We start from the raw sequence: 15,261 nt of genomic DNA on the forward strand, positions 1-15,261 counted from the left end.
AACCAAGCCATACCTCGTCCAAATAATTCCACCTTAAGACTTCCACGTCTTAAATACTCATTATTCACAGAAGTTATTTCAAGTTCTCCTCTAGCTGATGGCTTTACATTCTTAGATATTTCTACCACATTATTATCATAGAAATAAAGTCCTGGTACTGCATAGTTTGACTTAGGCTCTTCTGGTTTTTCCTCTATGGAAACCACATTAAAACTTTCATCAAATTCTACCACTCCAAAGGACTTTGGATTACTTACATGATATCCAAATATTGTGGATTCTTTTCTGTTTACTGCTCTTTCAAGTCTTTCTGTAAATCCATAACCATAGAATATATTATCTCCAAGAACTAAAGCCACTCTATCATTTCCTATGAATTCTTCTCCTATTATAAATGCTTCTGCAAGGCCCTTTGGTTCCTCTTGAACTGCATAGGAAATACTAAGTCCAAGCTCACTACCATCTCCTAAAAGTTCCTTAAAACATGGTAAATCTCTTGGTGTTGATATTAAAAGTATTTCCTTTATTCCTGCTAGCATTAATACTGATAAAGGATAATAAATCATTGGCTTATCATATATAGGTAATATTTGTTTTGATACTGACTTTGTTATTGGGTAAAGTCTTGTGCCTGATCCCCCTGCAAGTATAATTCCCTTCACAATAAATCCCTCCTAAAGTACTTTCATAACTCTCCAAATCTTTTGAAGTAAAAATTCTCTATAATAAACTTAAGCTTTAATAGTCACTTTCAAAATTTCTAAACTGGCTTATATTTTACAAAGCCCTTGACCCTAGATACAAAAGCATTATAACCCTTTTTTATTCTTTCCTTATCCAAGGTTATAATCCCTATAAGTGTATTTACACAATGATACCCTTGAGCCTTTATAAGTAATATTAATTTATGTACATCAAATCCACTTCTACAAAACGCTCCAAAACCTAATCCATAACTATATACCTTTTCTTCACTCATATTATGACTTGAAGAATAGTGTGGATGATATAACCTAAGTTCTGGATTATAAACTATAGGTGCTCCTTCTTTAAGAAGTCTATATATCATATCCGCATCCTCACAAGCACCAAAATAATTTCCAGTACCTAAGTTTTCATTAAAGACTAATTCTTTTGGATTCTTTTTTATAAACATAGTTATAGAAGAACACTTTGTATAGAAGTTGTTCTTATTTATATTAATAGTCTCCTTAGGCCATTTTCTTAAAGAGTCTGACCCATCTCTTTCTACTATTCTCCCCATAATGACTTTTGAATCTTTATTACATGTGAAAAAGTCATTAACCACTGATAATGTATCTTCTAAATACTCACAATCATCATCTGGAAAAGCAACTATGTCTCCGCTGCAACGCTTAAGTCCTAGATTTCTATTTTGGGATAATCCCTTAATACTAGACTTTATATGAAGTACATTTAAATCCTGAAACTCATTTATTATCTTAGATAAATCTAGCTTATCATTTTGATCTACAACTATAACCTCTATTTTATCTAAAGGGTATTTTATATTCTTTATACTATTTAAAAAACCTTTAACTTCTTCATAACGATTAAGAGTTGCTATTACTAGACTGAATTTATGTTCCATGAGTTTTTCTCCTAACATATCTAAATTCTATGTATATTTACTAAAACACCTTTTTTTCTTTTCTTAAGGCATTTATAACAAGAGAGAGTCCCCATTTAGCATATATGCCTAAATAGGTAAGTCCGTTAACTATAAAGTTATATTTATCTTTATAATGTTTGTCATAGAATATTATCATGGATTTATGGAATTCACCTATCATTCTAGTACTCTGCTTTTTACTACTTTCTCCCTTGTAGTGTGTTATTGAAACCTTTGGATAATAATAGTTTATCCATCCGCCTTCCTTTACTCTATAGCACCAATCTATATCTTCGCCATACATAAAGAAGGTATCATCTAAAAGTCCTATCTTCTGTATAGTTTCTTGTCTAAGCATCATAAATGCTCCTACTAGACAATCTATTTCACTTTCTTCATCCTCATCTATATAGGTTGCATTATAGCCTCCAAAAGTCTTAGAATTTTTAAATAACTTATCAAGCTTTAAAAAATAGCATAAGGAGTTCCATGGGGATGGAAATCCTCTCTTACAAGCTTTATCTAATTTCCCACTGGCTAAAACCACCTTACAACCAAGGCAGCCCACATTTTTATTCTCATCTAAGAAGGCTACACATTTCTCTAAGCTTCCTTTGTGTACCACTGTATCTGGGTTTAGTATTAAAACATATTTACTATAGTCTAAACTTTTTTCTATAGCTAAGTTATTTCCTTGAGAAAACCCTCCATTTATTGGATTTCTCACAAGGTTAACCTGTGGAAATTCCTTCTCTACCATTTCTGGACTTCCATCCTTAGACTGATTATCTACAACCCATACTTCATAGTCTATATTTTCTGTTGTTTCATATATAGAGTTTAAACAACTCCTAAGTAAATCAACAGTATTATAGCTTACTATTACAATGGATAAATCTTTCATAATACTTCTTCCTTCCTAAAAAAAGCTTATACAGCACCTTTTCCCTTTAAAACTGATAATACGGTTTGGAATATTATCTTAATATCAAACCCAAAACTTCTATTATCTATATAATCCATATCCATTTGTACTCTTTCCTCATAGGTAGTATCACTTCTACCATTTGCTTGCCAGTTACCTGTAAGACCAGGTTTAACCTTTAATAATTTTCCTATATATTCACCATACTTTTCTACTTCTTTCTCTACTATTGGTCTTGGACCAACTACACTCATATCACCTTTAATAATATTTACTAGCTGAGGAAGCTCATCTAAGCTTGACTTTCTTAAAAAGTCTCCAATCTTTGTTATTCTTGGATCATCATCCAGTTTAAAATTTATCTCAAATTCACGTTTTTGTTCTGGGGTAAACTTTTCAAAAAGCTCTGCCGAATTTTCATACATGGTTCTAAACTTATAAACTTTTATAAGCTCGCCATTAAATCCTAGTCTTTTATGTCCAAAAAACACAGGACCTTTAGAATCTAGTTTTACAATTATAGCTAGTATTATAAATAAAGGCGAAAATATAATAAGTGCTAAAGTGGCAGATATTATATCAAACAATCTTTTAACTAAATCATATACTGGCTTTTGCTCAACTGTACTATCTATGTTTATCTCTTTCAACTGCATAATACTCCTCCATAATAAACCTTTATTAACTATGCATATTCACCAATCTATTATACATAATAAACCTTAAAAAATCTATATACACTAAAAATCTTAATATTTAGTCATATATATTTTAATATATTACCTTAGTACTACCATTATAATGGGTTAATCCTATGAAATAATTACATTATTATTAAATTTAAAAAATAAAATATGAATATTTAGCTTTTAAAATTTATAATTCTTTTCATTTCAACATCATTTAATATAATTTTTCCTTATACTGGTTGTACCAATTCTAAACTACAGTATTAAAATATAAAGTGAAAGTTAAACCTAAGAAAGTATTACTCTAAATCTTATTTATATACACATCAGTGCTAAGCCTTTAATATACTTAAAAATATATACTTCAAATTTATTGTCTTTAGCATATATAAATAATTTTTTTAAAATATTCATATATTGTTTATAGCATTAAATCCTTCAACTTAATAAATGATATATTATATTCACCTATTATACTTTATTTTCATGAAAGTTTTATCCATTATCTTTCACATATAATATAAAAATCTATTACAGTTTACTATTACTTTTTCTTCTTGTAAACTTATTCTTATTATTAACAATAATTCATTCCTGTATTCTTCTATAAAATAATAATGTAAATTTAAACTTAATTTTCTCTAGTATAATATTTAAACTTTCTAGGATTCTTAATTATTATCTTTAACTTTTAAATGAAAAAAGCCTTCCACCCTAAAACTTTTATAACATATAATTATATACCTCAATAGTTCCTAATTTATATGTAGTTCACTCCTAGTTTCCTTAGATAAAATTATAAAGGACTCTCCAATTCTATATCCAACCTTAAATCAGATATTAAAATGGCAAAGTCCCATATTAACTATACCTTATTAATCACATATAATTGCTACTCTTAAATTCTAAACTACGAAATTTCTACTATAAGACATAGTAATCTTAAATCTATAAATTAGGTAGCATACTCTAACTAAGGATAGTTAATCTTATCTTCTATGGATAGAAACTTTCAAGTTAACTACAAAGTTATAAATAGCTCTACATAAAAAGAAAATAACTGAAAATAATATTAGGAAAAAAACTATAAATATAAGTTTAGCTTCATTATTATCTATATATTTTTTAACTTTAGTTTCATATCTATTTCCTTTCTATGTCCTATAGTTTTTTTGGTTTTAAGTTTAATTGATACCGACCTCTAATATACTAGTACTCATATATTCAAATAATCATGTTTATCCAACCAATACTTTCTTTCCCCTTATATTTACCTATACTATATTCCTATAATAATAGTACCTATAAATATAAGTCCTATGCCTATTATCTTATTCTTATTTACTTTCTCCTTTAAAAATACCTTGGCTATTATAAGAGTCCAAACATAAGTTAATGAGTTCAATGGTAGAACCAATGTGTAAGGTAGATATTTTAATATGTAAATATTCACCCCTGCTCCTAATATATAAAATAATCCTCCAATATAAATAAACTTATTAAAAAATAAAGATTTTAAATCCACTATCTTCTCTGAAGAAAGCTTTAAAAAGTATCCTCCGAAAGCACCAAACAGCGTCATTATTACTAAATATAAGGGTATCATTGACATTTTCTCTTCTCCCCTCTTCCTATAAAAACAACTCCTAGAATGATTAACCCAATTCCTATAAGTTTTTTAATATCTATAACCTCTCCTAAAAATACATATCCATTAACTAGAGCAAATATATAGGATGTACACATAACAGGATAAAGTACAGATAGTTCTCCAAACTTTAGGGATAATATCATAACCATTGCCCCTAATCCATATAATAGAAACCCTAGTATAATATATAAAATTTCTCCTGTTCTATTAAATTCTTTCCAAAATAGTTGTCCAAAGGCTGTAAATAGTGAAGATACTATCATTAATCCTATTCCTACATAAATAGAACCCCTCTTATTCTTTTCCATAGCTACCTCCAATTTAAAAACATATATTCTAAAAACTTGTCCCTTGATCTCTTGTTGAAATTAATAAATGCCTTATTTTTAACTAAATTCATCATAGGAATGTCTGCTAAGGAATCTGAATAAGCAAAACTATTTTCATAATCTATGGTAATTTTATTCTCTTCTAAAAACTTATTTATTCTTCTAACCTTTTCTTCCCCTTTGCAGTTTTCTCCCACTATTTCATTTATATAATTATCCTTAGTCTCCTCTAATATAGTACCTATAACAAAGTCTACTTCTTCTATAGTATTAAAATATTTTATATAACATTCAGGAGATGCAGATACTAATACTACCTTATATCCCTTAGACTTCTTTTCTCTTACCTCCTTTAATCCATCCTTGTACATTCTTTTTAAGAGAACATTTTCATAAAAATCCTTCAAATCTTTTTTATTTAAATAATTAAGGGTAAAAAACATAGTTTCTTTTGCTTCTTTTAATGATATTAATTTTAACCTATACAAAATCACATCTTTAAAAACCCTTGGCAACTTTAATAAGGCTAAAGGATGTTTTCTAACAGTATACTTAATCAAAAGTATCATGGAATCCCCATTAATTATTGTTTTATCTATATCAAAAAAAGCCAATCTCTCTTCCACTCCAACGCCTCCCTAAATAAATTTTATATATTCAATATTATCATGGTGCATCCCCCCCACATAACCATGTTGATAATTAATCTTTTATCAGTAAGTACTGTTTCTGTAGGACTCCCTCCTTGGTTCTTCAAGTCTACTAAATATTCTATATATTAAATCTTATTCTTATGAACAAAGAAGATATAAAGTGAATAAAACACACTATGTTAGATATTTGACCTATGTATTCCACTGAATGTTCTATACCTTTAGCTGAAACTCCTTTATTCTATAAATAATATTTATTTTAGTCAATCTATTCGCAGTATCAAGAAAATTTTCCATATTATTATATAATAATACATAGTTTCCTATATTATAGTATAATTTAACTATTCATGTTAAATTAATTGTAGTATTATATTTATTATGGGTTTAATTTTAAAATTTGGTTATGTTTGTTATACAGTTGAAAGGAGGATATATAATTTATGGGAAGTAGAATGGATATAAATCATTACAACGGTACTAAAAAAAAGAAAAAGAAAAAGAAGAAGAAAAATCCCTACCTTAGGATATTTCTTTTAATTGTTCTATTATTGTGTCTTATAGGTATAGGATATGGTGGGTATTACTTATTTTTACTTAACAAAGTAAAAACTGAAAAAATAGATAGAAATAATGTAGGTATTGATAGTTCCCTAGAAGAAAGGCTTAAAAAGGACGGAAAAGATCATATTATAAACATATCCTTACTAGGAATAGATGAGCCTGAAGGTGATGAGCCTACTCGTTCTGATGCCACTATGGTACTTACTATAGATAGAGATAGAAATAAGATAAAAATCATATCTCTTATGAGAGATTCTTATGTAAATATAGATGGGCATGGTAAGGATAAGCTTAATCATGCTCATGCCTTTGGTGGTCCAGAGCTTACAATGAAAACCATAAATAAAAATTTTAATCTAAATGTAAAGGATTTTGCCTCTGTAAACTTTGCTGATATGCAAAAAATTATAGATACTTTAGGGGGAATAGAGCTCACCATAAGAAAGGATGAAATAGAACATGCTAATCGGTACATAAATGAACTGGCAAAGCTAGGTAAAAAGAAGGCAACTCCTTTAACTAAAACTGGTACTCAAAAGGTTAATGGTATGCAAGCCCTTGCTTATACTAGAATAAGGTACACCAGTGGGGGAGATTTTGAAAGAACTGAAAGGCAGAGAATTGTTCTTTCTAAACTATTTGATAGGATAAAGGAAGCTGGAATCTCTAAATATCCAGATCTTGTAGCTGAGCTTCTTCCAATGATTAAAACCTCCATGACTCCAACAGATATTGTTCTTTTAGGTAAGGATATAATATTTAGTGGAACAACAAACTTAGAACAAGAGCGTTTCCCTGTGGATGGAGATTTCCCTGACTCTGGAAAAATGATTAAGGGAGTTTGGTATCTACCTTTTGATGAAAAAGCAACTCAAAAGAAGCTTCATGACTATATATTTGATGATATAAAGCCTACTAAGACTAAATAAAAATTCTGCATATTACACTAAGTTAAACTAATATAGAATTATTAGCCTTATAAATCTTTAGCTTATTATTAAGAAAGGATATGACCTAATACATAATTATGTACTAAGTCATATCCTTTTTTATTTTATATTTTCTATTTATGTTTTATTATATTACTCCATAATATAATAAGGTTTATGTTCTCTAGTTACCCTGTTCTTAAATTTGTACTTCTTTTAAAATTTATCTATTATTCCTCTAAAAATGCATTTACTTCTCCTCCAAGGAGTATTATAAGAGAACTTAAGTATAGCCATGTCATAAGAATAACCACTGCTCCTATACTCCCATATATCCTAGAATAATTAGCAAAGTTATTAACATAGTAAGAAAACCCTAAGGAGGTTATAATCCATCCTACTGTTGTAAATACAGCTCCTGGCAGCACATTTATCCACTTTTGGCGTTTACAAGGAGTAAAAACATACATAAGGATAAATACAAATATCATTATAAAAACTATTACCCCATACCTTAAAAACTGCCATATCTGAAGAAACAGTAAGTCATATCCTGTAATCCTAAATAAATATTTCTCTAACACCTTCCCAAATACTAGTAAAACAAGGGCTGCTATTATTATTAAACTTATGGCCAAGGTGAATATTATAGATAGTATAAATGTACTGATGATTCCTCTAGATTCCTCTGTGTCATAAGCTTTGTTAAGCCCTACAATTATTGCCCTAAATCCTGATGCTGCCGTCCATATAGTTATGATTAAACTTATGGATAATATGTTCCCATTCTGGTTCATAAGTATACCTCTTACAGTTTCCTCTATAAGATCATAAGCCATGGTTGGTAGTAAGGCTTCTAAGGTAGTTAAAACTGCCTTAGGACTAAGATTTAGATATCCAATTAAGGTCATTAGAAATATTAAAAAAGGGAAAAAAGCCACTATTAAGCTATATGCAAGCTGTGATGCTAGGGCAAATATATCATCCTTAAATAGCTTATCCCAAAATCTCCTTATCTCCTTAAATCCTATATTCATTAATTCACGTCCTTCTAATAATTTAAGCTATAAGGATATTATACTTACTTATTATATTATTTTCTATAATCCTTAAGATATTCTCTAAGTTCTCCTATTAATTTGTTTTTTCTTCTTATACAACTAAAATATTCTTTATTGCATTTTATGGAGTATTCCTTTATGTTTCCTTTAGTTCCTCTAAAATAGTATATTAATAATTCCCTATCTTGAAAACCTAAATTATTTAAAAAATCACTTACTATTTTAAGTATGTCCTTTTTATCCATATACTCTTCTAAGGTATAATTATCTTCTATTATATCTATGGCCTCATGGTCATCTTCATCTATTGTGGCATTAAGACTTATAACATGATTATATCTTGCAATCCTTCTTATTTCATTATAGTAATTGTTTCTAATTACCTTATAAGCATATCCCTCAAACCTAGTATTACTATTTAAATCATAAGTTTTTACTGCTATTATAAGGGATTGAGTACCTATACTTATAAGATCATCCTCATCAAATCCCCTTATATATATTGTTCTAGCCACCTTTTTTATAAGCCCTTGGAACCTCTTAACTATCTCATATAGTGCATCCTGCTCCCCATGTTTTGCATTTATAACAAGATTTATCAATTCCATTCCCTCTCCCCCTTAATAGTGTTATACAAATTTTAACAGAACATATGTTCTATTTCAATAGTTATTTCTATTCTCAATAGTTAGTTATGCAGAAAGGGATTATATTTACTATATTCTTATAAAAATATTAATTTTTTAAGTCTTATTCCCCACTAAAACATCCACGCCTAAATAAAAACTCTTTATAACTACAGTCATATTACCTATATTTAAAATACAAAAGCAGCCTTCTAGTAGATAAATCTCCATTAGAAAGCTGCTCTCTAAAATAAATATTTTATTATTTTATCCTAGTTAAGATTGTTTTTTCTCCTTAACTATTTTGTAGTTCTTAATTACCTTGTTTCCAAAACTATCTTCTGCTACCACCTCTAAAGCTGTTTCTTCTTTATCTAACTTAGTATTATGAGTAAAGTCTCTCTTTTCAAAAGCCTTATCTTCCATACTCATTATTATTCCCATCCTTGATATGGTGCTTACTACTTCATTACCATTTATACTTAGCTTATATCCAAAGGTATTGTCTACTACGGTTCCCTTTATGGTAAATTCATCTCCAGTAACCCTTATTATATTATCCTTATCTGTCAGCTTTTCTAAGTTACTAGTTACCACTGGAGCTTTTTCATCATTAACTAGAATTCCATATATTTCTTCTTCCTTATTATCCTCCATTACCATAGCAGCTCTAAACTTATTTGATCCATCCTTTAGCTTCATAGTATTATTGAAAGTCTTATCTTCCTTTATTGTTACCTTTTCTCCATTTATTCTTAATTCCTTAACCTTATTTTCTATTTTATATGCAGCTTTCTTATCTAAATCCTTGAAGTTTTCTATGTTTTTTTCTTTACCTCTTCCTTAGTTTTTGGAGCATTATCTACATGTGCAACCATTCCTGTGGCTGAACCCGTTTAATAGCTAATTCAATAGCTATGCTTACTAACTTTCGTAGCTTCTTACCCATTTAATCATCCCTTCCTTTCACCATATATACATTCCCAATTAGACCATACTTATCCTTTATGTATCTATTATGTATAATTATTAAGTAAAAGTTAAGATGATTTAAAAATTATATTTTTTCTAGATATAGGATATTTTGTGGTATAATTATATATTATTACATACAGCATTAAGGGGGTTCTTAAATTGAAAAAGCTGTCTAACAAATTATTAGGATTTATGGTTATTATGTCCTTAACCATATCTGTGGTATCTATTGTACTATTAAAATTTAATATTAACTTCTTACTAGTTATAGGAATAAACTTAGCTTTATCCTTCGTCCTCGGATTTGTATTTATGAATAAGCTTGCCTCTTATCTTCTAAAAACAAAAGAATTGTTAGATAAAACAGGTAATTTAGATTTAATCAATGATAATAGGCTAGAATTCCTAACAAAATTACCTACAGAACTTGGAGACATAGCAAGGTCCATTTATTCTCTTAGGGATAACTTTAAATCTATGGTAGAGGAATTTAAACATATATCAGGAGAAACCTTAGGTGCTTCTACAGAACTTTCTGTGTCTTCTGAAGAAATGGTTATTGCCATGGAGTCCGTATCAAGAACCTTAGATGAACTTGCAAGTGGGGCTCAGTCTCAAGCTCACCATTCTTTAGAAATTTCAGAGGAGCTTAATTCCCTTGGAGAACAGATAGATTCAATTGTTGTTTTATCTACTGAATTAAAAAATCACTCTAGTAAGGTTATAACTGATAATAAGGTAGGAATTTCTGCATTAAATGAGCTTTCTAATAAAATGAAAGCAAATCTTAGTGCCACAGCTAAGACCCATGACACTGTAGAAGATTTATCTTTAAAGTCTAACTCCATAGGTAATATTTTAGTTACCATAAAAACCATAGCAGAGCAGACAAATCTTTTAGCACTTAATGCTGCCATAGAAGCTGCAAGAGCTGGAGAGCAAGGACGTGGATTTGCTGTAGTTGCAGATGAAATAAGAAAACTTTCAGAAGAAACTACTCGTTCAACCACTGATATAGAAACCTTAATAAAGGATATTCAGAATTCTATATCAACTACTAAAAAGGATATGGATAATGCTAAAGCATCCAATTCAGATGCTAATAATGCCTTAAATAATGCTAAGGAAGCATTTATATCCATAGACTCAAATATTATTTCTTCTAACACAAAAATATCTACCTTAGAGGAGCAGGTTAACATATTAAATTCTTCTAAAGATTCAATAATAGATGGTGTTCAAAACATATCTTCTATATCTGAAGAATTTGCAGCAGGTACTGAGGAAGTTTCAGCTTCCACCAGTTCACACCTTCAGTCCATTGAAAAAATATCTAACATATCAGATAATCTAACTAGCCTAGTAAATAGGATAAATGGTATGATTAATCAATTTAAAATATAGTTTCTTTAGATCACTAGAACTCCCATGGCTTTTACCATAATAAAAAGCTATGGGAGTTCTTTACATTAATTAGATGTTTCCCATAGCTTTTTCTTCGATACCATATTTAATTTTAATTTCTACATTAACTATAATTACTATTTTTCAGTAATAAATATTTCTTTTTGTATTTTTAATTCCTCTTTATATTCCTTATAAAACTTCTCAACTTCCCTTGGAGGCATAGGTTTACTAAAATAATATCCCTGTATTACATCACAGTTTAATTCTTTTAATAGTTTAACCTCTTTATAATTTTCTACCCCCTCTGCCACCACTGTAAGTCCAATGCTATGAGAAAGGGTTGTTACTGCCTCTACTATGTCTTTCTTTAATTCATTCTTTGTTATGTCATCTATAAAAGACTTATCAATTTTAAGGGTATCTATAGGTATATTTATAAGATAACTTAAGGATGAATATCCTGTTCCAAAATCATCAAGAGCTACCCTAAAACCTAGCTCTCTTAATTCCTGAAGAAGTATCTTATTTTTATTAATATCCTTCATATAAGTAGTTTCTGTTATCTCCAGCTCTATATCTTTTGGACTTACATCATAACTTTCTAATATTTCTAAAGTCTTATCCATAAAACTCTTGTTAATAAGCTGAATAGGGGATATATTAATGGCTATTCTATTACATTCCATGTCCCTGCTTTTCCAAATTTTAATTTGCCTAGCTACCTCTTCTATTATCCAATATCCAATATGATCTATAAGTCCAAACTCTTCTGCAATAGGTATAAACTCCATAGGAGATATAAAAGCTTCCTTTTCCTTTGAATACCATCTTATTAAGGCCTCGTACCCATCTATCTTTCCATTTTTTACATCTATCTTAGGTTGATAGTATATCTGAAACTCCTCTTCCTTAAGAGCCCTCGCTATACCCATTTCCATGTTATGTTTCTTGTGGGTTAATTCTAAGAACTTAGGTTCAAAGATACGGTACCTATTTTTCCCCTCAGATTTTGCCCTATACATTGCAATATCTGAATTACTTAAAAGCTGATCACTTTCTGTGCTGTGACAAGGATAAATAGATACTCCCATACTTACGGTTACACTAACCTTTCTCTCATCCACTAAAAAGTCCTCTTTAAATAAGTCTATTATTTTATCACAGATTTCATGAAGTTCCTTAAAAGTTTTAAACTTGTCTAAAACTATAACAAACTCATCTCCAGCTATCCGGCTTACACTTCCATGATTTTTAACCACATAGTATATAGCATTGGCTACCTTCTTTAGAACCTTATCTCCAAAATCATGACCTAGGGTATCATTAAACCCCTTAAAGTTATCTAAGTCTAAAAATAAAACTGCTGCCTTGCTATTCTCTTCCTTACATTTTTCTAATGTGTCCTCAATATATTCAACAAAGCCTTTAACATTTTTAAGCCCTGTTAAATGGTCATGATAAGCTAAATATTCTATATGCTTCTCTTTTATTTTATTATCTGTTATATCTGTTATAGATCCTGCTACTTTTATAAGATTATGATTTTCATCATATTTACATTTTCCTCTTACATACATCCAAAGGGTTATTCCATCTTTTCCACTTACCCTAAAGTCATATTTAAACTCATCTAAAGATCTATTAGCGCATTTATCCATTAAAGCTAAGATTCCTCTAATATCCTGCTTATATGCCACCTTGTATAATTCTTCCCTTATTTCATCCTTGTTATATTCTATCTTATTAGCCCTAGTTATTGCTGTCCATTTTTCAGATAAGGTTAAAACCTGCTTTACCTCATCATATTCCCATATAATATCGTTGGCTCCATCTATGGCCAACCTATATCTATCCTCTGCTTCTTTTCTAGCATTAACCTCTTCTTCTAATTTCTTTTTAAGCTTTCTAAGTTCTAATATATTTTTATTTTTCTTTAAAACCACAAATAAAGTGGAATTAAATAATATAAAAAATACCCCTATTATAACTAAAACCAATGCCCTAGATATTTTTATCTTATTATAAATATTATCCTTAACCTTTATATCTATGTTTATATTTTTATGATTTATATTTATGGTTTGAGAAAAGGATTTTTTACTAAAATTATTATCTCCCCAAACTAATTCATTATCATCCCATAAAATTCTAAAATCATATTTATTATATACATCCTTATCTGTTACCTTTCTAAATATGGTTTCAAAATTTATATTTATAACTATAAACTTTAGTTTTTCATTGACTTTATGGGATAAATAAAGGTTTAATGTAGTATCATTTTCTCCCTTTAATATATTTAGATTTCCTCCAGAAGATCTTCCCTCTTGTTTTTTAACCGACTCATTGTAGCTTTTTTCTAAATATCCATAATCCACAAAGGTTTTAAATTCCTCACTTCTAGTTACAAGCTCTGGTTCCATACCCTTACTTATAATGTATACCTTATTAACCTCTGGGTGCTCCCTACTCATCCAAGAATTAAGTATATCCTTTTCTGGATATCCTACAAGACTTTCCCCATTTCCTTCATTAATTAAATCTTGTATATCAAAAATTAAGTCCTGTAGTTCCCCTTCTATAGCCCTTCCTACTGAAGTTGCTAAGTCCCTATAATCTACCTGTCTATAAGATATATAAAATCTCAAGATTATTGCTGTTAATATAACTTGAGTTATTATTAAAGTAATTATTATATATTTTTTATTTTTAGACCCTACATAGTTTTCCTCCATTTAAATTACTCCTAATATTAATAATTTTCATTTTTAAAGGTAATTATATGATATTATATTTTTAGTAAGAGTGCAAAGGAGTGTTAATATGTTTTTTAATATTTATAATAATGTACTAAATGTAGAAGTTAAATCCTATGGTGCAGAGCTTTCAAAGATTCTAAAAGATAATACTGAATATCTTTGGCAAGGAGATGAAAACTACTGGACTGGTCAATCACCTATACTTTTTCCTATAGTTGGAAAGTTAAAAAGTGGTGTTATGCCTCAACATGGATTTGGAAGAAGAAATGAATTTTCACTAGTTGAGAAAAAAAATGATTTTCTATCCTTTAAACTTGACTATAATGAGGATACCCTTAAGGTTTATCCTTATAAATTTTCTCTTTTAATAAGCTATGAGCTTATAGAAAACTCCATAAAGGTTACATATAATGTAGAGAATTTAGATGATAAAACTATATATTTCTCCATAGGAGCTCATCCTGCCTTTAATGTGCCTTTACTTTCTGGTGAGAAAATGGAGGATTACTATCTTAAGTTTGAAAAAAAAGAAACTGCTCCTATATATCCAATAACTAAGGATGGATTTATATCTAAAGATACTAAGGAATTTTTAAAGGATTCTGATAGAATACCTTTAAGTTCTGAATTATTTATAAATGATGCCTTAGTTTTTAACAACCTAGATTCTAAAACCTTAGCAATACTTAATAATAAAAACTCTAAAAAGGTTACTATGGACTTTCAAGGTTTCCCTTGGTTTGGCATATGGTCTAAGAGTAATAATGCACCTTTTATTTGCCTTGAGCCTTGGTTTGGTCATGCTGATTTTAATGATTTTAATGGAGAGTTTAAGAATAAGGATGGGGTTATTACTTTAGAAGAAAATAAATCCTTCACTGCTTCTTATACAATAACAATAGATTAGGCATAAATATGTGAGATTTATTCTTATATGATTTGTTCTTAATAATCTTTATACATGAAATAAGGACTATATTCTTATCCCTACTATAAAGTATTTTCTCCTTTCTTCTTAGAAAAGGGTTATTACTACCATAGTAGGCATATAAAATATAGT

14 protein-coding genes are annotated in these 15,261 nt (G+C 29.1%); 3 read left to right on the top strand and 11 right to left on the bottom strand.

What is annotated here, in order from left to right:
• From rfbA to BR69_RS0112315, 7 genes are all read right to left on the bottom strand, one after another.
• Window positions 1-662: glucose-1-phosphate thymidylyltransferase RfbA (gene rfbA, locus BR69_RS0112285; protein ID WP_027633457.1), on the bottom strand; the 662-nt coding region annotated here is incomplete at its 3' end.
• Window positions 663-760: 98 nt separating this feature from the next.
• Complete coding sequence (locus tag BR69_RS0112290; protein WP_027633458.1) at window positions 761-1,612, bottom strand: glycosyltransferase family 2 protein; 852 nt, start codon at window positions 1,610-1,612, stop codon at window positions 761-763.
• Window positions 1,613-1,652: 40 nt separating this feature from the next.
• Window positions 1,653-2,537, bottom strand: a complete 885-nt coding sequence (locus BR69_RS0112295) for a glycosyltransferase family 2 protein (RefSeq protein WP_027633459.1) — start codon at window positions 2,535-2,537, stop codon at window positions 1,653-1,655.
• A 26-nt stretch (window positions 2,538-2,563) separates the two neighbouring features.
• A complete protein-coding gene (locus BR69_RS0112300) occupies window positions 2,564-3,214 on the bottom strand; it encodes a sugar transferase (protein ID WP_027633460.1) in 651 nt (216 codons plus the stop codon).
• 1,312 nt (window positions 3,215-4,526) lie between these two features.
• Window positions 4,527-4,859 carry an EamA family transporter gene (locus BR69_RS0112305; protein ID WP_027633461.1) on the bottom strand — a complete coding sequence of 111 codons (333 nt, stop codon included), beginning with the start codon at window positions 4,857-4,859 and terminating at the stop codon, window positions 4,527-4,529.
• On the bottom strand, window positions 4,850-5,206 hold the full coding sequence (locus BR69_RS0112310; RefSeq protein WP_027633462.1) for an EamA family transporter: 357 nt from the start codon (window positions 5,204-5,206) through the stop codon (window positions 4,850-4,852). The genes BR69_RS0112305 and BR69_RS0112310 overlap by 10 nt, the downstream gene beginning before the upstream one ends.
• A gap of 2 nt (window positions 5,207-5,208) precedes the next feature.
• Window positions 5,209-5,853 (bottom strand): HAD-IB family hydrolase, encoded by a 645-nt coding sequence (locus BR69_RS0112315; protein ID WP_027633463.1) that lies wholly within the window; start codon window positions 5,851-5,853, stop codon window positions 5,209-5,211.
• Between the two features lie 470 nt (window positions 5,854-6,323).
• Here BR69_RS0112315 and BR69_RS0112320 point away from each other — a divergent pair, with 470 nt between their 5' ends.
• A complete protein-coding gene (locus BR69_RS0112320) occupies window positions 6,324-7,373 on the top strand; it encodes an LCP family protein (RefSeq protein ID WP_242840695.1) in 1,050 nt (349 codons plus the stop codon).
• A 230-nt stretch (window positions 7,374-7,603) separates the two neighbouring features.
• On the opposite strand, the gene BR69_RS0112325 is transcribed toward BR69_RS0112320, so the two are convergent.
• The 3 genes from BR69_RS0112325 to BR69_RS0112335 form a co-directional block, all read right to left on the bottom strand.
• The gene (locus BR69_RS0112325) at window positions 7,604-8,410 is read right to left on the bottom strand and encodes a YihY/virulence factor BrkB family protein (RefSeq protein WP_051623605.1); all 807 of its coding nucleotides are present in this window, start codon (window positions 8,408-8,410) and stop codon (window positions 7,604-7,606) included.
• Between the two features lie 56 nt (window positions 8,411-8,466).
• Window positions 8,467-9,042 carry a sigma-70 family RNA polymerase sigma factor gene (locus BR69_RS0112330; RefSeq protein ID WP_027633466.1) on the bottom strand — a complete coding sequence of 192 codons (576 nt, stop codon included), beginning with the start codon at window positions 9,040-9,042 and terminating at the stop codon, window positions 8,467-8,469.
• A gap of 294 nt (window positions 9,043-9,336) precedes the next feature.
• Entirely contained in the window at window positions 9,337-9,762 is a 426-nt protein-coding gene (locus tag BR69_RS0112335) for a hypothetical protein (protein ID WP_027633467.1), read from the bottom strand.
• A 432-nt stretch (window positions 9,763-10,194) separates the two neighbouring features.
• On the opposite strand from BR69_RS0112335, the gene BR69_RS0112345 reads away from it, so the two are divergent.
• Window positions 10,195-11,439 (top strand): methyl-accepting chemotaxis protein, encoded by a 1,245-nt coding sequence (locus BR69_RS0112345; RefSeq protein WP_027633468.1) that lies wholly within the window; start codon window positions 10,195-10,197, stop codon window positions 11,437-11,439.
• Between the two features lie 137 nt (window positions 11,440-11,576).
• On the opposite strand, the gene BR69_RS20515 is transcribed toward BR69_RS0112345, so the two are convergent.
• Window positions 11,577-14,177: a sensor domain-containing protein gene (locus BR69_RS20515; protein WP_051623606.1), complete on the bottom strand. Its 2,601-nt coding sequence runs from the start codon at window positions 14,175-14,177 to the stop codon at window positions 11,577-11,579.
• An 88-nt stretch (window positions 14,178-14,265) separates the two neighbouring features.
• On the opposite strand from BR69_RS20515, the gene BR69_RS0112355 reads away from it, so the two are divergent.
• Window positions 14,266-15,108 (top strand): aldose 1-epimerase family protein, encoded by an 843-nt coding sequence (locus tag BR69_RS0112355; protein WP_027633469.1) that lies wholly within the window; start codon window positions 14,266-14,268, stop codon window positions 15,106-15,108.
• The last annotated feature ends 153 nt before the right edge of the window (window positions 15,109-15,261 follow it).

The organism is Clostridium hydrogeniformans DSM 21757 (assembly GCF_000686705.1).
GTDB classification, from domain to species: Bacteria; Bacillota; Clostridia; order Clostridiales; family Clostridiaceae; genus Clostridium_Z; species Clostridium_Z hydrogeniformans.